The organism is Benzoatithermus flavus, assembly GCF_037908215.1.
Classification (GTDB): Bacteria; Pseudomonadota; Alphaproteobacteria; order Geminicoccales; family Geminicoccaceae; genus Benzoatithermus; species Benzoatithermus flavus.
On sequence record NZ_JBBLZC010000022.1, the window covers coordinates 40,572 to 58,447 of the forward strand.

Consider the following 17,876-nt stretch of genomic DNA (forward strand, 5'->3'; position numbering starts at 1 on the left):
GCGAGAACGATCATGCGCAGACGTGACTTCGTGTGGACCGGTGCCGCGCTCGGCGGCTGGGCCGCTCTCGGCTTGCCGCGGCCGGCCTGGGCGGCCTCCGCGGCGGAGATCGCGGTCGAGGAGGCCAGGCGCTTCAAGGGCACCGAGATCAGCATCGTCTGGGAGGCCGGGCTCCAGTCGCTCGATCCTCTGAACTTCTCGGGGCCGAGGTGGAAGGAGCTCACCGGCATCTCGGTCAAGGTGATCGAGGTGCCGACCGCCGAGATGTTCACGAAGATCCTGCAGGAGCACCGGGCCGGAACCGGCGCTTACGACGCGCTCAACGTCATCCCGTCCTGGATGCCCGATCTCGTGCGCGCCGGCGCCCTCGAGCCGCTCGATCCTTACGTGGACAAGTACGGCTACCGCGAGGAGCTGAAGGAGATCGCCCCCGTCTACCGCGACAACCAGATGACGGTGGACGGCAAGATCTATGGCTTCCCCGACGACGGCGACGTGTTCGTCCTCTACTATAGGAAGGACGTCCTGAGCAATCCCGAGATCCGGGCCGCCTACAAGGCGAAGCATGGCACGGACCTGCCCGTGCCGCCCAAGACCTGGAAAGAGTTCGACCAGGTGGCGGCGCTGATCACCGAAGCGACCGGCGGCAAGCCCTACGGCGCCGCGTTCTTCCGCGATGCGCCCTATGCCCAGTTCATGTTCCAGGAGCGGTTCCGCAACGAAGGCGGCCGCTTCTTCGATCCCGCCACCATGAAGGCCGCGGTGAACAGCGAGGCCGGGGTCAAGGTCTTCACCGACTGGCTCGCCGAGAACAAGGTGATGCCGAAGGGGGTCGAGACCTGGGGCTTCGTCGAGAATCTCGCCGCGTTCCTGAAAGGCGACACGGCGATGACCATCTCCTGGCCGCCTTACGGCCGCTGGGCCGCGGGTTACGGCACCGACCAGCAGGCGCTCTCCTGGGTGCCGAAGAGCCAGATCGCCGGCAAGGTCGGCTACGCCATGCCGCCCGGCGGCCATCCGCAGCTCGCCGCCGGCTTCGCGCTCAGCGTCGCCGCGGGCTCCAAGAACAAGCTGCCGGCCTATCTCTTCATCCAGTGGCTCAACAGCAAGGACGTGAGCCTCGAGCGGGTGCAGCTCCCCTACGCGCTCCGCGATCCGTTCCGCGACAGCCACTTCGCGTCCGAGGAATATAAGAAGCGCTGGCCCGAGGCGCCGGAATATCTGGAAGCGCTCCACGCGGGCGCCGTGAACGGGCTGCTCGACCTCTCGATCATCCAGACCGACAAGTACGAGGAGGCGCTGCGCCAGGGCATTTCGAAGCTCTGGGCCGGCCAGGACCCGAAGGCGATCCTGGACGAGGTCGCGGCGCAGTGGGACGCGATCACCCAGCGGATCGGCGTCGACAAGCAGCGCGCCGCCTACGAGCAGTGGGCGGCGAAGCCCAACGCCTACCCGTCCAAGGCCTGAGGCGGGTGAGCGCCGGTCGGGCCGGAGCCTCGGCAGCGTGCACGACGCCCTGACATCGCGCGCCAGCCCGAGAGGCGGCCGGGTCGACGGCCGCCTCTCCCGGCTCGCCGACCGACAGTTCAAGTATCTCGCCATCACACCGGCCGTGGTGGTGATGCTGCTGATCGGCCTGTTCCCGATCGTCTACACGGCGATCGTGAGCTTCCAGAACATCAACATGCTGGAGGAGGACACGAGTTTCAGCGGGCTGCTCAACTACGGGCGGCTTCTGAACGACCTGCGCTTCTGGCAGGCCCTCCTCCACACCTTCGCCTTCCTCGTGGTGGCGCTTCCCGTCGAGCTGATCCTGGGTCTGTTCCTGGCCTTCCTGTTTCTGGAGCGGATGCCCGGCCGGCAGGTGTTCATCGCCCTTCTGGTCCTGCCCGTGGTGATCTCGCCCATCATCAGCGGCGCCACCTGGCGGCTTCTTCTCGACAACCGCTACGGGCCGATCAACCATCTCCTGAGCCTGATCACGGGCCACGAGGTCACGATCCTGTGGGCCGTGAACCCGGACTTCGTCTACCCGGCGATCCTCATGGCCGAGATCTGGCAGTGGACGCCGTTCATGTTCCTCCTGCTGCTGGCGGCGCTCGCCAACGTCGACAAATCGCAGCTCGAGGCGGCCGAAATCGACGGCGCCGGCTTCTGGACCACCTTCCGCAAGATCGTCCTGCCGGCGATCAAGCCTGTGCTCGCGATCGCCGTCCTGATCCGCGCGCTGGACCTGTTTCGTCTCTTCGACATCGTCTGGGCGCTCACCAAGGGCGGGCCCGGCACCATGACCGAGACGGTCTCGATCTACGCCTACGTCCAGGGCTTCCAGCAGTTCGAGACCAGCTACACCGCCGCCATGGCGTTCGTGATCCTGATCATCGTCAATGTACTGGTGGTGCTCGCCTTGAAGCACGTGGAGATCGCGCGATGAGGGCCGATCGCGGGCTCGGCCTCGCCTTGCGCTATGCGGCAGCGCTTCTCGTGCTGGTCGTGTTCCTGTTCCCGCTCTACTGGCTGTTCACGATCTCCTTCAAGACGCCCGAGGAGATCTTCGCCTACCCGCCGGTCTGGTGGCCGGCCTCGCTCCAGCTCGGCAACTACGCCGTGCTGTTCAAGGACGGGGACGCCTGGACGGTCTGGAACAGCCTCCTCATCGCGAGCGTGAGCACGGCCGCCGCCATGCTGCTCGGAACCTTGTGCGCCTACTCGATCGCACGCTTCGAGACCGGCGGCGACAACTTCGCCATGTGGGTGCTTTCCAACCGCATGGTGCCGCCGATCGTCATCGTCTTCCCGGTGTTCCTCCTCTACGTGAGGCTCGGCTGGGTCGACAGTTTCCTCGGCCTCATCGTCCTCTACACCGCGTTCAATCTGCCCTACGTGATCTGGATGATGCGCGGCTACATCCAGGACATCCCGCTCGAGCTCGAGGAATCGGCGCTGGTCGACGGCTGCACGCGCTGGGGCGTGTTCCGCAAGGTCGTGCTGCCGATGGCGCGCACCGGTATCTTCGCCACCGCCGTCTTCACCTTCGTCTTCGCCTGGAACGAGTTCCTGTTCGCGCTCGTGCTGACGCGCAGCGCCGTCACCACCTTCCCCGTCCAGGTCACCCATTACTTCGGCGGCCAGTCCAATTTCTGGGCCAAGATCGCCGCCATGAGCGTGCTCGGCACCATCCCGATCTTCGTCGCCGTGGCGGCTCTCCAGCGCTTCCTCGTCCGCGGCATCTCCATGGGCGCGGTGAAAGGCTAGGCCATGGCACGCCTTCGGATTCGCGGACTCACCAAGAACTACGGCCGGGTGCAGGCGCTGCGTGGCATCGATCTCGACATCGCCGAGGGCGAGTTCTGCGTCTTCGTCGGCCCCTCGGGCTGCGGCAAGTCCACGCTGCTTCGCACCATCGCCGGCCTCGAGGACATCGACGGCGGCACCATCGACATCGACGGCGAGGTCGTGAACGGGATGCGTCCGCGCGACCGCAACATCGCCATGGTGTTCCAGAACTACGCCCTCTACCCCTATCTGAACGTCTTCGAGAACATCGCCTTCGGCCTGCGCGCCCGGCGCTTCGGCGAGGCCGAGATCAGGCGCCGCGTGGAGCGCGCCGCCGAGATGCTCGGCATTTCGCACCTCCTCGACCGCCTGCCGCGTGCGCTTTCGGGCGGGCAGCGCCAGCGGGTCGCGATCGGCCGTGCCATCGTGCGCGACGCCCGCCTGTTCCTGTTCGACGAGCCGCTCTCGAACCTCGACGCCCAGCTCCGCGAAGGCATGCGCGCCGAGATCAAGCGCCTGCACCAGGAGATCGGCAAGACCACGATCTACGTGACGCACGACCAGGTCGAGGCGATGACGCTGGCCGACCGGATCGTGCTCCTGAAGGATGGCCGGATCGAGCAGCAGGGCGCACCCTTGGATCTCTTCGAGCGTCCGGCGACCCGGTTCGTCGCCGGCTTCCTCGGCTCGCCGCAGATGAACTTCGTGCCCTGCCGGCTGGAGCCTGCGAACGGTGGCCTCGTCGCCCGCTTCACCGACGGCCGTTTCCTGCCGCTGCCGCACGAGCGGATCGGGCGCTACGCCCCCTGGCGCGGTCGCGAGCTGATCTTGGGCGTGCGTCCCGAGCATCTGAGCCGTCCGGACGGAGCCGCCCACCGACCCGGCCAGGCGCCCTTGCGCGTTCTGATCGATCTCGTCCAGCCCACGGGTACCCGCACCTACGCCGCCTTTCGCCTCGGCGGGGTCGAGGTCACGGCCGAGCTGCCGGCGCATCTCGTCGAGCGGGCCGGGACCGAGCTCGAGCTTCTGGTCGACACGCAGCGGGTGATCCTCATCGACCCCGAGACCGAGCGGGTCATCTGACGAACAGGGAGGAGAGGGCCATGACGACGAGCGGGCCTTCGCGCGCGATCCGGCTGTTCGGCACCGAGGAGCCGGTGCCCGAGACCCCGACCTTGCGGGCCGGGCCGCTGGAAGCAAGCCTCGATGCCGGCAACTTGCGCCACGTCAAGCTCGCCGGCCGCGAGGCGATCCGCGCCATCAGCTACATCGTGCGCGATAAGAACTGGGGCACCTACAATCCGAGGATCTCGAATCTCAGGATCGAGCAGGATGCGGACGGCTTTCGCGTGACCTATGATGCCGTCTGCGAGGACGCGCAGCAGTCCTTCGCCTACAGCGCCCGCATCGAGGCCGACCGGCACGGCAATCTCTCCTTCACCGCCGACGGCGAGGCGCGCACCGATTTCCTCACCAACCGCACCGGCTTCGTCGTCCTGCACGGGGTCGAGGGGGTCAGCGGCGCGCCGGTCGAGGTCGAGCACGTCGACGGCACGATCGAGAAGAGCCGCTTTCCCGAGCTGATCGACCCGATGTGCCCGTTCAAGGACATCCGCGCGCTGACGCACGAGGTCTTCCCGGGTGCGCGCGTCACCTGCCGCATGGAGGGCGACACCTTCGAGATGGAGGACCAGCGCAACTGGACCGATGCCTCCTACAAGACCTACGTTCGCCCCCTGGCGCTGCCCTGGCCCTACACGATCAAAAAGGGCGATCGCTTCACGCAGAAGGTGACACTCACCGTCGAAGGCCGTCTGCCCGCCGGCGGCGGCGCTGCCGCCGCAGGCCCGGTCACGGTGACCGTGGGTACGGACGAGGTGGCGACGATGCCGGCCGTGGGCCTCGCCGTGCCGGCCGAGCACGTCGCGGCCGCCCTCGAGCGCACGAGCCTGCTCCGGCCGGCAGCGCCGGCCTTCCTGGTCGGCGCCTTCGACGCACGGCAGGGCCACGATGCCGGGCTGCTCCGGGCTTATGGCGAGCTGGCACGAGCGCTCGGCGCCGAACTGGTGCTGGAAGCCGTGCTGCCCTGCGTGGACGCGGAAGGACGGCCGACCGACGATCTCGCGACCTTGCGGCGCGACCTCGATCACGTCCGCCGCGCCGTCGGGCAGTCGGGCGTGAAGCTCGGCCGGATCGCCGTCAGCCCGGCCTGCGATCTCAAATGCACGCTGCCCGGCAGCATCTGGCCGAAGGCGCCCGCCTGGGCCGATCTCATCGCGGCCACACGCGCGGCCTTCCCGGACATCGCGGTGGGTGGCGGCATGTTCAGCTACTTCACCGAGCTCAACCGCAAGCGCCCGCCGGTCGGGCTTCTGGACTTCATCGTCCACACGACCTGCCCGCTCGTCCATGCCGGCGACGATCTCTCGCTCACCGAGGGTCTGGAATCGCTGCCCTACGTCTTCAGGAGCACGCAAGCCTTCGCGGGCGGCAAGCCCTACTGGCTGTTCCCGACCGCGATCTCGATGCGCGCCAACCCCTACGGCGCCGCGCCGGCCGAGAACCCGGATCAGGGCCGGGTCGCGATGGCCCGGGTCGATCCGCGCGAGCGCGGGCTGATCGGGGCCGCGTGGTACGCGGGCTACCTCGCGCATGCCGCCCGCGCCGGGCTCGCGGCCGTGACGCTCGCGGCCGTGACGGGGCCGTCCGGCATCGTCCACACGCCGCAGGACCATCCCCAGCCCTGGTTCGACGACCACCCCGACGCCGTGCTCCGCCCGAGCTACCACGTGCTCCGCGGTGCCACGGTCCTGCGTGGCGGCGCCGTGCTCGGGACCGAGAGCAGCGCGCCTCGCGACGTGCAGGTCCTGGCCGTCCGCTCGCGGACCGGTGTCACCTTGTGGCTCGCGAACCTCACCGGTGCGCAGCAGGAGGTCCGGCTGGCGGGCGACGATGTCGCCGGCACGGGTACGCTGGCCCTTCTCGACGAGGGCAGCTTCGAGGCCGCGTGCCGCGATCCCGACGCGCTCGATCGGATCGCGCGGCCCGCCAGCACGGAAGCGCTGACGCTCCCGGCCTACGCCGTCGCCCGGCTCGTGCTCGCGGGCCGCGCCGGATGAGCGAGGAGGCGAGGCTCGGGGAGGCGATCTGCCGCTTCGGCGATCTCCTCTACCGGCGCGGCTACGCGCACGGCAGCACCGGCAACATCAGCGCGCGCCTCGACGACGGCTCGTTCCTGATCTCGCCCACCAACTCCTGCCTCGGTCTCCTCGACCCGGCCCGGCTCGCCAGGGTGACCCCGGACGGCCGGCACATCGGCGGCGACCCGCCCTCCAAGGAGGCCTTCCTCCATCTCGCCATGTACGAGGAGCGGGCAGGGGCGAGGGGCATCGTCCACCTTCACTCCACCCATGCCGTCGCGGTGTCCTGCCTGCGCCACGACGATCCCACGGACGTCCTGCCGCCGATCACGGCCTACCACGTGATGCGGATCGGCCGGCTGCCGCTGATCCCCTACTACCGCCCCGGCGATCGCAGCCTCACCGAGGCGGTGCGGGCGGCAGCGCGCCGGCACCACGCCGTGCTGCTCGCGAACCACGGGCCCGTGGTCGCCGGCAAGAGCCTCGAGGATGCGGTGTTCAACGCCGAGGAGCTGGAGGAGACGGCGAAGCTCCGCCTCCTTCTCGAAGGCCGCCCGACCCGGTTCCTGGATGCCGCCCAGATCGCAGCGCTCGCGGCCGCGTTCCCGAGCTGATCCCCCGGACGGCGCCGGGAGCGCGCCCGGCTGGCCGCGCCATCGGCCATGGGCAAAGAAAAAGCCCCGTTCCGGAGAAACGGGGCCGTTCGCGCTCGGGAGGGCGCCTCCGCTCAGAACGGGATCTCCTCGTCGAGGTGGTCGTCCGTCCGGCCGTTGCGGCCGCCGTTCCTGCCGTCCTCGGCATGGGTACCCTTGCTGGCGAAGGTGATGTTGCTCGCCACCACTTCCGTGGTCCAGCGCTTCCCACCGGTCTGGTCCTCCCACTCGCGGGTGCGCAGGCGGCCTTCGACCAGGATCTCGCGCCCCTTGCTCAGGTACTGCTCGCAGTTCTCCGCGGTGCGGCCGAAGGCGACGACGCGGTGCCACTCGGTCCCCTCCTGCCACTCGCCGTTCTTGTCCTTGAAGCGTTCGGTGGTGGCGAGATTGATGTGGCAGACCTTGATGTTGTCGGCCGTGACCCGGATCTCCGGATCGCGGCCGAGCCGGCCGAACAGAAGGACCTTGTTCATGCGGCCTCCTTCAGGCTGATGCCGAGCTCGGTAGCGCGCCGGTTCATGGCACTCGCGAGCTCGTCGCGGAGATCACGGTCGACCTGGCCCAAGAGCGTCCAGCGGCTGGGCTTGACACCGTCGGGTGACATGCGCAGCCAGTTGCGCGCCTCGCGCAACGTGGCGCCGTCCATGCCCCGCACGGCCATGAGATGGCTGCGCGCCTCGGCAACGAGGCTCTCGTCCTCGACCGCCCGGGCGCGCGGCGGCGGCAGGTCAGACGCTTGCATCGTCTGACCGTCCTCGGGCTCGCCCTGCGCCTCGCCGGTTGCCGGCGGCACGTATTTGTTGCCGTCGAAGCGGCCGAGCCAGATGTCGGCGGAAGCGCCGAGGCTCACCATGATCTTGGAGAGCGCGTCGGTCACCGACTTCTTGGCGTACTCGTCGTCCACCATGAAGCGGCGCTGGCTGCCGCGGCCGACATAGCGTGCGGCGATCGTCGAGCCCACGTGCTCGACCTCGCGCGTCGAGCCGTCCTCCTGCCTGAACCAGGCGCGTACGACGCAGTTGTGGATCCAGGTCGGCTCCGCACCGTCGTCGAACTTGACGAGCTCGTCCTTGACGATGTGCCAGCCCCAGGCGAAGCCGACGGGGCCTAGCTGCTCGGTGATGCGCTTGATGTTGTAGATCGCATCGACCGCCGTGCCCTTGAAGTTGCCCTTGTCGAACCGCTTCGTGTAGGCGGCGTCGGTCAGCTCGAGCTTGTTCCAGAGATCGAGACCCTTCACGCCCGTCCCCTCACGCTGCCGCTTCGTCGCGGGTGGTGCCATCTTCGTGCTCGTCGTCGATGCGCTCGATGTGGATGTTCGCGACATTGATCGTATCCGGAAGGTCCATGCCGTAGAGGAACTTGCGCAAGGCCGCGCGCTCGCTGGTCTCGAAGATCTCGTCGACGAGCGTCCTTCTCGCTTCGAGCAGGTATTTGCCGTCCTCGGTGCGGTGCACCCGCCAGTCGTTGAGGTCGGCGGGGTCGAACGCGGTCGAGAACGACAGATCGCGGATCGCCTTGCGGATCGCGTCCTCGTCCCCGGCGAACTGATCGGTGAAGCTGTAGCTCACGCGAAAGCGAGGCACTTCTGGAGCCCTTTCAGGTTGGTGTGGACCGCAGGGAGCGTGATCCGGCTCATGGCCGGGATCTCCTCGCCGTCCGGTGGAATCCCGAGCTCGACATGGGCCAGGAAAGCCTGGACCTCGCGCTCGATGCTCGCCCAGTAGGCCTCGTCCCACGCGACGAAATAGGCGGTGTGGCGGGCCAGCCCGTAGAAGACGGAGAGAACACCGAGCTTCAGGCCGCAGACGTGCATGGTCACGAAGAGCTGCGGCAGATACTCGGCCTGGATCTGGCCGGCGAGCCGGCCTTCCGAGACGTGCTTCGCCTCGACCACCATGGGCCCGAGCTCCGGCACCACGAGAAACCCGTCGGCCTTCGCCCGGTAGCGGTCGCGTGCGACGATGCAATCCCGCCCGACGGTCTCGACCTCGCCCGCCACCATGCCGGGCCGTGGCAGCCGGTAGAGCGAGCTGCCCTCGATCCGGCGATGCAGCCAGTCCAGGTTCAGCCGCTCGGTCTCCCGACCGATCTGCACGCTCAGCACCCCGGAGAGATCCGGCGTCCCGCCCGCCCCGGTGAGGCGGTCGTAAACCGAGCGTGCGCGACCGGCCAGGATGTGGCGGACATCCGTGGCGGTGAGGTTCATCGTGTGCCGTTCGGGAGCTGTGTTCTCGGAATGTTCTATATATGGTGCGCGCGGCACCGATCACAAATGAACATTCGTTCAGAAAGCCTGCCGGTCAGTCGGGAGAAAAGAACGCCTGACCGCTTCTGGTCGCGCGACCCGGTCCAGCGGACGATGCTGTCGTCAGATGGCGACAGCGAGCGAAATTTCAAGGATCCGGCCCATGAAAACGGCTGCGGAAACGTGCTGGCGGACAGGCATGCGGGCACGATGTCCGCCGGCAGAATTCATGAACCTTCTCTCACATTCGACGAGAACATCGGTCATCCAAAAAGTTTCCAGGTTGTTTGGCGTGAAAGACCGATCGCTTTCAGATCGTATCCTCGGCCCTGCTCGGGACCTGCAAGCCATGCCCGTCTGCCGCCCCGGAAGGCTGTAACGGTGCCGGACCTCGGGCGAGCGCCGCCCGGATGCGGCGGTCGTAGTCGTCGGCCAGCGCCGCCAGCGCCGTCGCTCCGTCGCCGGCGAAGGACGGGCCGTGCATCAAGGCGAGCGTGCGGGGCGAGAGCCCGGCGAGGCGGCGGATCGTGGCCCCCATGCCGGGGCTCAGGCTGGAATAGCGGAACAGCTCCTCGGCGGCGATCGCCGGCCCGACCACGTCGCCCTCCGTCAGGGCGGGGCCGTCGCCGAGCTGGGTGAACAGGTCGCCGCAGAGAAGCGTGCCGCTGCCTTCCTCCAGCATCAACCCCGCGTCCCAGCCGTGCGGAACGTGCGGCGTGTCGAGATAGCGCACGCGTCGGCCGCCCCCGAGCTCGATCACCTCGCCGTCGGCGAGGATCCGCGGCGCGCGATCGGCTATATCGTTGAGCGAGACGAGGCAGGCGGTCTGTCCGTGCGCCACCTGCGTCTGCGGCGCCACCGCGAGCCACTCGTTCATGGCGCCGCACTCGTCGGCCTCGTAGTGGCCGAAGGCGATCCAGCGCAGCCGCTCCGGCGGAAGGATCCGGGCCACGGCATCCCGCACCAGCGGGAACATGCGCCGCAGCCCGGTGTGGAACAGCAGCGGTTCGTCCCCGAGCACGAGGAACTGGTTGAAGGTGAACCCCGCGGGCGGGGCGATCTCCGGCACGAAGGTCGAGAGCCGGTAGATGCCATCGGCGATCTCGGCGATCCGGGTGTCCATGAACTCCTCCCTGCTGCGGTGCTGACAGCGTCGGCCTTCATATTTGACAGAACATCATCGTGGCCCGCTACGAGAAGAACGCCAGCTCCTTCATGGGCGTCTCTGCCTCGCGGCAACATTCGCTCGGCTCGGGCTCTGGCAAGCCCTTGGCGCTCTGGAAATGTTCGGCCGCTGTCCGGAGAGCGGATCGGCAAGAACCCGGACCGGAGTACGCCGCGGGCTGCGTATCCCGATATTCGGCTCGCGGCCTCGGCAGCCAGGGTCGGGCGATCGTCATCCAAGGTAGATCGCAGGCTCCGTGACGGAGCGCGGCGATAGGGATGTCGCGGCGATGGTGACCGAGCTTTCCATCTACCGGAACGATCGGGGCGAGCTGTTCTTCCGTTTGTCCCCGACCCAGGGTCGGACCGGGTCCTACCGGGTCCAGGCCGAGAGCGAGCACCACCTCGAGCGCTGGCTCGCGGCCAACGGCTTTCGCCCCGTGATGCAGGATCGGGCCGGCGACTGAGCATCGGGGCAGAAGGCGGCGCCCGATCTGTTGACAGGCCCGGCAATCCTGCAACTCTCCGCCGGCGGCACGCGAACGTGCCGCCTCGTGCGAGCCGGAGAGGGAGGCGAGATCATGCAGGTGAGCTGGCAGGGCGTGTTCCCGGCGCTGATGACCGAGTTCACGGAAACGGGCGCTCTCGATCTCGAGGGCACGCAGCGTCACGTCGAGCTCTGTCTCGACGCCGGCTGCAGCGGCCTGATCATGCTGGGGACGCTCGGCGAGAACACCTCGCTCGCTCCCGAGGAGAAGGAGCAGGTGCTGCGCGCCGCGGTCGAGGCGGTGGCCGGGCGCGTGCCGGTGATCTCGGGTGTCGCCGAGTACACGACCGAACTCGGCATCGCCCATGCCCGCCGGGCCGAGCGCGCCGGCTGCGCCGGGCTGATGGCGCTGCCCTGCATGGTCTACGAGCAGGACGAGCGCGAGCTCGTGCACCATTTCCGCACGCTCGCCGCCGCCACCGGCCTGCCGATCATGATCTACAACAACCCCGTGGCCTACAAGGCGGACCTCAAGCCCGAGGGCTTCAAGGCGCTCGCCGCGTGCACCAACATCGTCGCGATCAAGGAATCCTCGCACGACAGCCGCCGCATGACCGATAGCTGGAACGTGCTCGGCGACCGCTTCCTGATGTTCTGCGGGGTGGACGATCTGATCCTCGAGAACGTGGTCTGCGGTGCCGTGGGCTGGGTGTCGGGGCTGGTCAACAGCTTCCCCAAGGAGGCCGTGCGCCTGTTCGAGCTGGCGCGGGACGGCCGCATCGAGGAGGCGAGGGCGCTCTATCGCTGGTTCATGCCGCTCCTGCACCTCGACGTGCACAAGAAACTGGTCCAGTACATCAAGCTCGCCAACCGGATCACCGGCACGGGTGCGGAATGGGTGCGTGCCCCCCGACTGCCGCTCGTCGGCGAGGAGCGGGCCAGGGTCGAGGCGATCGTGCGGCGGGCGCTCGAGACCCGGCCGGCGCTGGGCTGAGGCTTCTGTGCCATGCCCATCCTGCTCGGCGCCATCGCCGACGACTTCACCGGGGCGACCGACCTCTGCAGCATGCTCGTGCGCAACGGCATGCGCGCGGTCCAGCTCATCGGCGTGCCCGAGGCCGGGCTCGTTCTCCCCGACACCGATGCCGTGGTGATCGCCCTCAAGTCCCGCACCGCACCGGTCGAGGAGGCGGTGGCGCGCTCGCTCGCCGCCCTCGACTGGCTCGGCCGGCAGGGAGCGCGCCAGTTCCTGTTCAAGTACTGCTCGACCTTCGACAGCACCGAAAAGGGCAATATCGGCCCGGTGGCGGATGCGCTCATGGATGCGCTCGGGTGCGATTTCACCATCGCCTGCCCGGCCTTCCCCGAGACGGGGCGGACGATCTTCAAGGGTCATCTGTTCGTCGGCGATCTGCTGCTCTCCGATACCCACATGCGGCACCATCCGCTCACGCCGATGACGGACGCCAACCTCGTCCGGGTCCTGCAGCGCCAGACCCGCCGCAAGGTGGGCCTGGTGCCGTTCGACGTGGTGCGGCAGGGGCCGGATGCGATCCGCGCGCGCTTCGTGCACTTGCGGGCGGAAGGCTGCGGCTATGCCATCACCGATGCCATTCTGGACGAGGATCTGCGCCGGCTCGGGGCCGCCTGTAGCGACGCCACGCTGATCACCGGTGGTTCCGGCATCGCCATGGGCCTGCCGGAGAACTTCCGGCGCGCCGGGCTGCTGCGGGCGACCGCGGCCGCCGACGCGCTACCTTCGATCCGGGGTCCCGAAGCCGTCCTCGCCGGCTCCTGCTCCGCGGCCACCCTGGACCAGATCGAGGCTTTCCAGGAGGTGCGCCCGGCGCTTCGCCTCGATCCCCTGCGCCTCGCCGACGGGTTCGATCCGGCCGAGGCCGTCGCCTGGGCGCGCGCACGGACGGGCGAGGGGCCGGTCCTGATCTATGCCAGCGCACCGCCCGAGCAGGTCCGCGCGATCCAGGACCGGCTCGGCCGCGAGCAGGCCGGAACCCTGGTCGAGACGGCGATGGCCGCCATCGCCCGCGGCCTGGTCGAGGCCGGTGTCCGGCGGCTCGTCGTCGCCGGCGGCGAGACCAGCGGCGCGGTGGTCGAGGCTCTGGGCGTGAAGGGGCTCGTGATCGGACCCGTGATCGACCCCGGCGTGCCGGCCACGGTCTCGATCGGCCGCGAGCCGCCGCTGGCGCTGGCGCTGAAATCCGGCAATTTCGGTGCCCGCGACTTCTTCACGAAGGCCTTTCGCGTCATGCCGTGAGGGCGGGGATCAGTGCCCCGCGTGCGCCGTTCGACGATGGTGGCGCAGATGATCCTCGCCGAACAGGTTGGTCGGGTCGTGCCAGACCGAATGGGCATGGTCGCGGTCGGTCTTGTCGTACTCGACGATCAGCGTCGGCCCGTGCAGGCGGTAATAGTGCAGGCCCGAAGGATCGGTGGCGCCCGCCCAGGCGAAGCGGAGCCGGTCGATCCCGGCCTCCCGTACCCGGTCCATGACGGGGCGGGCCAGCTCCGGCGCGAGGTGGCCGAAAAAGGTCTCGAGCAGGGCGAGCGCGCGGTTGCGCTGCTCGGCCGGCATGACATCCAGCGGCAGGCCCTGCGGCTCGCGCAGATGCAGCTCGCGCCCCGGTCCGCCGACGATGTCGGCCGGGCTGTCCACGGCGATGACCGCCCGGCGCAAGGCGTCGTCGTCGAGGCCGTTCACAATCGCGAAGGCGAGCGCCGATTCCTGCTCGAGCACCCGCACCAGCCGGCCGTGCGACGGGTCCGGCACGACCGCGCCGGAGAACGGGTTGGCGCCGAGGAAATGCGGCGTCACGGCGATGCCGACATTCGGGACGAGCGTGAGGTTCAAGGAAAGATGGTGCCCCTCGAAGCGCCAGCCCCAAGGGCCTCGCCCCGGCTCGCCGAAGAGGGCGATGGCGTAGTTCTCGGGATCGCGGTAGGCCTTGTCGCTCGTCCGCGCGTGCAGGATCGCCTCCAGCGCCAGCACGCCCCGCGCTTTCGCCGCGCCCTCGACGCCGAGCGCCGCGTCCACCAGCGCCCAGACCAGCTTCTTCTGCGGCGCGCGCATGGCGCGCAAGGGTAGGCCGGGCCGGGTGCGCGGGACATAGTGCCAGTCGCGGCGCGCAGCCGACGTGAACGGATGGAGCGTCCGCGCACGCTGCCCGTCGTCCAGCGCCTCGATCAGCGCCACGGCGGCGCGCGCCATCCGCTCGCCGAGCGCGCCCGCCGTCGCCCACGGCACCGCGGGAACGGCCGCCATCTCCTGCTGCGCCATCCGCTGCTCCTCCACCCCGTTCATCCGTGGCGCCGATAGGGCGCGAACCAGCCGAGCCCGTCCTCGGTCCGGCCGTGCGGCCGGTACTCGCAGCCGACCCAGCCAGCATAGCCCAGCTCGTCGAGGAGATCGAACAGGTAGCGGTAGTTGACCTCGCCGCGGTCGGGCTCGTGCCGCTCCGGCACGCCCGCGATCTGGACGTGGCCCGTGATCGGCAGGTATTCGCGGATGTGCCGCGCGAGATCGCCTTCCATGATCTGGCAGTGGTAGAGATCGAGCTGGAGGCGCAGGTTGGGTGCTCCCACCGCCTCGATCAGCCGGCGCGCCTGGCCTTGATAGTTGAGCAGGTAGCCCGGCATGTCGCGCGTGTTGATCGGCTCGATCAGGAGCGTGAGGCCGGCCTCCCCGCAGGCCCGGGCGGCATGGCGCAGGTTCTCGACATAGAGCCGCTCGCGCGTGGCGCGCTCGCCCTCGTCGGGCAGGAGGCCCGCCATGCAGTGGACGGTCCGGCAGCCCAGCGCCCGCGCATAGCCGATCGCGCGCTCGACGCTCCGGCGGAACTCCTCCTCCCGCCCCGGCAGGCTCGCGAGGCCCCGCTCGCCCGCGGCCCAGTCGCCGGGCGGCAGATTGAACAGGGCCTGGGTCAGCCCGTGCCGCTGCAACCGCTCGGCGATGGCTCCGGCCGGATGATCGTAAGGGAACAGGAACTCGACCCCGGCGAAGCCCGCGGCCGCCGCGGCCGCGAACCGGTCGAGGAACGGATGCTCCTGGAACATCATGCTGAGATTGGCCGCGAAGCGCGGCATGTCCGGCCTCCCATCGGTCTCCTCGGTCCGGCAGGGTGCCGGACTTCCCGGAGAATAATCGCGCCGGGTGCGGGCGCGAAGCCGGGCTCGACGCCCGCGGTCGGCGATCAGTCGGGCCAGACATAGGCGACCTCGCGCAGCCGCTCGCCGCCGACCGCAACGATGCTCTCGCCGGCGAGCGTGCCGCCCAGCCGCTCGTAGAAGCCGCGCGCCGGGTTGTCGGCCAGGACCCACACGATCATGCCGCGGTGCCCGCGGCGGGCCAGCTCGTAATGGCAGGCGTCGAACAGGGCGCGGCCGATGCCGCGCTGGTGGCAGGCGCGCAGGACGTAGAGCACGTAGAGCTCGCCGCTGATGTCGCGCCGGCTGCGCGACAAGCCGCCGCTGCCGAAGCCGACCAGCTTCTGCTCCCATTCCGCCACGAACGCCCAGCCGCCGTCGGCGAGGCTGGCGCGCCACTGCCGCTCGTGGGCGGGAAGGCTCAGCCGGTCGAGATGGTCCTGCGGAATGATGCCGGCATAGGCCTCGCGCCAGCTCTGCACGTGCACCCTGGCGATGGCGGTCGCATCGTCGGGGTGGGCCCGCCTGATGACGAGAGCATCGTTGCGCTGCGGTACCAGGAACGACATGGCGCGGCCTCCAGGGGCATTCCCCCAGGAGATCACATCAAGTGCCGCTTCCGGTCAACGGTAGGCCGACACCGCGCCGACGCCGGGGACGGAAAGAGAGCGCCCGGGCCGGGGCCGCGGGGCGCTCCTCCTGGTCCTTCTCAGGCGGCGTTCGCTCCGGCGCCGCCGTAGCCCAGCTCCTTCAGGGCGTCGGCGATCTCGTTCAGGATCATGGGATCGTCGATGGTGGCGGGAACCTTGTACTCGCTGTTGTCGGCGATCTTCTTCATGGTGCCACGCAGGATCTTGCCGGAGCGGGTCTTGGGCAGACGGCTCACGATCGCGACGAGCTTGAAGGCGGCCACGGGCCCGATCTCGCTCCTGACCTTCGCGATCAGTTCCTGCCGGATCTCGGCCGGGTCCCTCGCGACGCCGGCCTTGAGCACGACGAGGCCGAGCGGCAGCTCGCCCTTGAGCTGGTCGGCGACACCGATCACGGCGCACTCCGCTACATCTTTATGCGAGGCCAGGACCTCCTCGATCGCCCCGGTCGAGAGCCGGTGGCCGGCGACGTTGATGACGTCGTCGATGCGACTCATGATGTAGAGATAGCCGTCGCTGTCCTTGTAACCGGCATCACCGGTCAGGTACCAGCCGGGATAGCGGGAGAGATAGGCCTGCTGGTAGCGCGCGTCGGCCTGCCAGAGCGTGGGCAGGCAGCCCGGAGGCAGAGGCAGCCGGATGCAGATCGCCCCCATCCGGCCCGCGGGCAGGACCTTGCCCGCCTCGTCCAGGATCTGGACGTCGTAGCCGACCATGGGCACGGTCGGCGAGCCCGGCCGGATCGGCAGCTTCTCGATGCCGATCGGGTTGGCGGCGATCGCCCAGCCGGTCTCGGTCTGCCACCAGTGGTCGATTACCGGCACGCCGAGCTGCGCCTCGGCCCAGAGCAGCGTGTCGGGATCGCAGCGCTCGCCGGCGAGGAACAGGGTGCGCAGGGAGGAGAGGTCGTGCTTCCGGATGAAGGCGCCCTCCGGATCCTCCTTCTTGATCGCCCGAAAGGCGGTCGGAGCGGTGAACAGCACCGAAACCTTATGCTCGGCGATCACCCGCCAGAAGGCGCCGGGATCGGGTGTGCCGACGGGCTTGCCCTCGTAGACCACCGTGGTGTTGCCGTTGAGGAGCGGCCCGTAGCAGATGTAGCTGTGGCCCACGACCCAGCCCACGTCGGAAGCCGCCCAGAACACCTCGCCGGGCTTCATGCCGTAGATGTTGCGCATGCTCCACAGGAGCGCCGTCGCGTGGCCGCCGTTGTCGCGCACCACACCCTTGGGCTGCCCGGTCGTGCCGGAGGTGTAGAGGATGTAGAGCGGATCGGTCGCCTCCACCGGGACGCAGTCGACGGGATGCGCCGCCGCCATGGCCTCGGCCCAGTCCACGTCGCGGCCTCGGATCAGCGTCGCCTCGCATGGCGGCCGCTGCAGGACGATGCAGTGCTTCGGCTTGTGGCTCGCCTGCTCGATGGCGCGGTCCAGAAGCGGCTTGTAGGGCAGTACCTTCGCTCCCTCGATGCCACAGGACGCCGAGACGATGACCACGGGCTTCGCATCGTCGATCCGGGTCGCGAGCTCGTGGCTCGCGAAGCCGCCGAACACGACGGAGTGAATGGCGCCGATCCGGGCGCAGGCCAGCATGGCGACGACCGCTTCCGGCACCATCGGCATGTAGATGATCACCCGATCGCCCTTCGCGACGCCGAGACGGACGAGGGCGCCGGCGAACCGGCTCACGAGTTCCAAGAGCTCGGCGAAGGTGACGACGCGCCTGCTGTTCGTGACCGGGCTGTCGTGGATGACGGCGGGCTGGCCGCCCCGGCCGGCGGCGACGTGGCGGTCGACCGCGTTGTAGCAGGTGTTGAGCCGGCCGCCCGCGAACCAGCGATGGAACGGAGCCTTCTCGGCGTCGAGCACGCGCTCCCAGGGCTTGTCCCAGTGCAGCGCCGCCGCCGCTTCGGCCCAGAACGCCTCGGGCTGCTCGAGGCTCCGCTCGTAGATGGTCCGATAGATGCCCATGGTCCGTCGACCTCCCCCGGCAGGCTTGCTCGGGCCACGATAGGAGTGGCTCTTCCGCATCACAACGCGGCGAGATGACCGGCGCGCGCAACGCGCGGGAGCTGCCGGCGCCGAAGCCCCTTGAGCA

The 17,876-nt window shown here is 69.1% G+C and carries 19 protein-coding genes; 9 read left to right on the forward strand and 10 right to left on the reverse strand.

Annotation, left to right across the window (positions count from 1 at the left end; all coding sequences use genetic code 11):
- Positions 1 to 12: 12 nt before the first annotated feature.
- From U1T56_RS18605 to otnC, 6 genes are read left to right on the forward strand one after another with little or no spacing between them, the layout of a single operon-like run.
- Positions 13 to 1,467, forward strand: coding sequence for an ABC transporter substrate-binding protein (locus U1T56_RS18605; protein ID WP_418160994.1), 1,455 nt, complete (start codon positions 13 to 15; stop codon positions 1,465 to 1,467).
- Positions 1,468 to 1,504: 37 nt separating this feature from the next.
- Positions 1,505 to 2,434: a carbohydrate ABC transporter permease gene (locus U1T56_RS18610; RefSeq protein ID WP_418160995.1), complete on the forward strand. Its 930-nt coding sequence runs from the start codon at positions 1,505 to 1,507 to the stop codon at positions 2,432 to 2,434.
- Positions 2,431 to 3,255, forward strand: coding sequence for a carbohydrate ABC transporter permease (locus tag U1T56_RS18615; RefSeq protein WP_418160996.1), 825 nt, complete (start codon positions 2,431 to 2,433; stop codon positions 3,253 to 3,255). Before U1T56_RS18610 ends, U1T56_RS18615 begins: the two co-directional genes overlap by 4 nt.
- A 3-nt stretch (positions 3,256 to 3,258) precedes the next feature.
- Positions 3,259 to 4,359, forward strand: a complete 1,101-nt coding sequence (locus U1T56_RS18620; RefSeq protein ID WP_418160997.1) for an ABC transporter ATP-binding protein — start codon at positions 3,259 to 3,261, stop codon at positions 4,357 to 4,359.
- Between the two features lie 20 nt (positions 4,360 to 4,379).
- Positions 4,380 to 6,395 (forward strand): D-apionate lactonase family protein, encoded by a 2,016-nt coding sequence (locus U1T56_RS18625; protein WP_418160998.1) that lies wholly within the window; start codon positions 4,380 to 4,382, stop codon positions 6,393 to 6,395.
- Complete coding sequence (otnC, locus tag U1T56_RS18630) at positions 6,392 to 7,030, forward strand: 3-oxo-tetronate 4-phosphate decarboxylase (protein ID WP_418160999.1); 639 nt, start codon at positions 6,392 to 6,394, stop codon at positions 7,028 to 7,030. The genes U1T56_RS18625 and otnC overlap by 4 nt, the downstream gene beginning before the upstream one ends.
- Positions 7,031 to 7,143: 113 nt before the next feature.
- On the opposite strand, the gene U1T56_RS18635 is transcribed toward otnC, so the two are convergent.
- From U1T56_RS18635 to U1T56_RS18660, 6 genes are all read right to left on the reverse strand, one after another.
- Positions 7,144 to 7,542 carry a single-stranded DNA-binding protein gene (locus U1T56_RS18635; protein ID WP_418161000.1) on the reverse strand — a complete coding sequence of 133 codons (399 nt, stop codon included), beginning with the start codon at positions 7,540 to 7,542 and terminating at the stop codon, positions 7,144 to 7,146.
- Positions 7,539 to 8,351, reverse strand: coding sequence for a hypothetical protein (locus U1T56_RS18640; RefSeq protein WP_418161001.1), 813 nt, complete (start codon positions 8,349 to 8,351; stop codon positions 7,539 to 7,541). The genes U1T56_RS18635 and U1T56_RS18640 overlap by 4 nt, the downstream gene beginning before the upstream one ends.
- Positions 8,320 to 8,640 carry a hypothetical protein gene (locus tag U1T56_RS18645; protein WP_418161002.1) on the reverse strand — a complete coding sequence of 107 codons (321 nt, stop codon included), beginning with the start codon at positions 8,638 to 8,640 and terminating at the stop codon, positions 8,320 to 8,322. The genes U1T56_RS18640 and U1T56_RS18645 overlap by 32 nt, the downstream gene beginning before the upstream one ends.
- Complete coding sequence (locus U1T56_RS18650; protein WP_418161003.1) at positions 8,637 to 9,278, reverse strand: hypothetical protein; 642 nt, start codon at positions 9,276 to 9,278, stop codon at positions 8,637 to 8,639. Before U1T56_RS18650 ends, U1T56_RS18645 begins: the two co-directional genes overlap by 4 nt.
- A 162-nt stretch (positions 9,279 to 9,440) precedes the next feature.
- Positions 9,441 to 9,584 (reverse strand): hypothetical protein, encoded by a 144-nt coding sequence (locus tag U1T56_RS18655; protein WP_418161004.1) that lies wholly within the window; start codon positions 9,582 to 9,584, stop codon positions 9,441 to 9,443.
- 43 nt (positions 9,585 to 9,627) lie between these two features.
- Positions 9,628 to 10,440: an oxygen-binding di-iron domain-containing protein gene (locus tag U1T56_RS18660; protein ID WP_418161005.1), complete on the reverse strand. Its 813-nt coding sequence runs from the start codon at positions 10,438 to 10,440 to the stop codon at positions 9,628 to 9,630.
- A 331-nt stretch (positions 10,441 to 10,771) separates the two neighbouring features.
- Between U1T56_RS18660 and U1T56_RS18665 the strand changes: the two genes are divergently transcribed.
- The 3 genes from U1T56_RS18665 to otnK all read left to right on the forward strand — a co-directional run bounded on the left by U1T56_RS18665 (position 10,772) and on the right by otnK (position 13,243).
- Entirely contained in the window at positions 10,772 to 10,948 is a 177-nt protein-coding gene (locus U1T56_RS18665; protein WP_418161006.1) for a PH domain-containing protein, read from the forward strand.
- A gap of 114 nt (positions 10,949 to 11,062) precedes the next feature.
- Positions 11,063 to 11,962, forward strand: a complete 900-nt coding sequence (locus U1T56_RS18670) for a dihydrodipicolinate synthase family protein (protein WP_418161007.1) — start codon at positions 11,063 to 11,065, stop codon at positions 11,960 to 11,962.
- 12 nt (positions 11,963 to 11,974) lie between these two features.
- A complete protein-coding gene (gene otnK / locus U1T56_RS18675; protein WP_418161008.1) occupies positions 11,975 to 13,243 on the forward strand; it encodes a 3-oxo-tetronate kinase in 1,269 nt (422 codons plus the stop codon).
- Between the two features lie 9 nt (positions 13,244 to 13,252).
- Here otnK and U1T56_RS18680 read toward each other — a convergent pair whose 3' ends face one another.
- From U1T56_RS18680 to U1T56_RS18695, 4 genes are all read right to left on the reverse strand, one after another.
- A complete protein-coding gene (locus tag U1T56_RS18680; RefSeq protein WP_418161009.1) occupies positions 13,253 to 14,263 on the reverse strand; it encodes a DUF3500 domain-containing protein in 1,011 nt (336 codons plus the stop codon).
- A 20-nt stretch (positions 14,264 to 14,283) separates the two neighbouring features.
- Entirely contained in the window at positions 14,284 to 15,069 is a 786-nt protein-coding gene (gene otnI / locus U1T56_RS18685) for a 2-oxo-tetronate isomerase (RefSeq protein ID WP_418161010.1), read from the reverse strand.
- Positions 15,070 to 15,176: 107 nt separating this feature from the next.
- Positions 15,177 to 15,698, reverse strand: a complete 522-nt coding sequence (locus tag U1T56_RS18690; protein WP_418161011.1) for a GNAT family N-acetyltransferase — start codon at positions 15,696 to 15,698, stop codon at positions 15,177 to 15,179.
- A gap of 140 nt (positions 15,699 to 15,838) precedes the next feature.
- The gene (locus U1T56_RS18695; RefSeq protein WP_418161012.1) at positions 15,839 to 17,809 is read right to left on the reverse strand and encodes a propionyl-CoA synthetase; all 1,971 of its coding nucleotides are present in this window, start codon (positions 17,807 to 17,809) and stop codon (positions 15,839 to 15,841) included.
- Positions 17,810 to 17,876 lie beyond the last annotated feature (67 nt).

Excerpts from the sequence above, each read along its gene's own strand:
- U1T56_RS18605 (WP_418160994.1), top strand. The coding sequence starts at position 13 with ATGCGCAGACGTGACTTCGTGTGGACCGGTGCCGCGCTCGGCGGCTGG.
- U1T56_RS18615 (WP_418160996.1), top strand. The coding sequence starts at position 2,431 with ATGAGGGCCGATCGCGGGCTCGGCCTCGCCTTGCGCTATGCGGCAGCG.
- U1T56_RS18620 (WP_418160997.1), top strand. The coding sequence starts at position 3,259 with ATGGCACGCCTTCGGATTCGCGGACTCACCAAGAACTACGGCCGGGTG.
- U1T56_RS18625 (WP_418160998.1), top strand. The coding sequence starts at position 4,380 with ATGACGACGAGCGGGCCTTCGCGCGCGATCCGGCTGTTCGGCACCGAG.
- otnC (WP_418160999.1), top strand. The coding sequence starts at position 6,392 with ATGAGCGAGGAGGCGAGGCTCGGGGAGGCGATCTGCCGCTTCGGCGAT.
- U1T56_RS18635 (WP_418161000.1), bottom strand. The coding sequence starts at position 7,542 with ATGAACAAGGTCCTTCTGTTCGGCCGGCTCGGCCGCGATCCGGAGATC.
- U1T56_RS18640 (WP_418161001.1), bottom strand. The coding sequence starts at position 8,351 with ATGGCACCACCCGCGACGAAGCGGCAGCGTGAGGGGACGGGCGTGAAG.
- U1T56_RS18650 (WP_418161003.1), bottom strand. The coding sequence starts at position 9,278 with ATGAACCTCACCGCCACGGATGTCCGCCACATCCTGGCCGGTCGCGCA.
- U1T56_RS18655 (WP_418161004.1), bottom strand. The coding sequence starts at position 9,584 with ATGACCGATGTTCTCGTCGAATGTGAGAGAAGGTTCATGAATTCTGCC.
- U1T56_RS18660 (WP_418161005.1), bottom strand. The coding sequence starts at position 10,440 with ATGGACACCCGGATCGCCGAGATCGCCGATGGCATCTACCGGCTCTCG.
- U1T56_RS18665 (WP_418161006.1), top strand. The coding sequence starts at position 10,772 with ATGGTGACCGAGCTTTCCATCTACCGGAACGATCGGGGCGAGCTGTTC.
- U1T56_RS18670 (WP_418161007.1), top strand. The coding sequence starts at position 11,063 with ATGCAGGTGAGCTGGCAGGGCGTGTTCCCGGCGCTGATGACCGAGTTC.
- otnK (WP_418161008.1), top strand. The coding sequence starts at position 11,975 with ATGCCCATCCTGCTCGGCGCCATCGCCGACGACTTCACCGGGGCGACC.
- U1T56_RS18680 (WP_418161009.1), bottom strand. The coding sequence starts at position 14,263 with ATGGCGCAGCAGGAGATGGCGGCCGTTCCCGCGGTGCCGTGGGCGACG.
- otnI (WP_418161010.1), bottom strand. The coding sequence starts at position 15,069 with ATGCCGCGCTTCGCGGCCAATCTCAGCATGATGTTCCAGGAGCATCCG.
- U1T56_RS18690 (WP_418161011.1), bottom strand. The coding sequence starts at position 15,698 with ATGTCGTTCCTGGTACCGCAGCGCAACGATGCTCTCGTCATCAGGCGG.
- U1T56_RS18695 (WP_418161012.1), bottom strand. The coding sequence starts at position 17,809 with ATGCGGAAGAGCCACTCCTATCGTGGCCCGAGCAAGCCTGCCGGGGGA.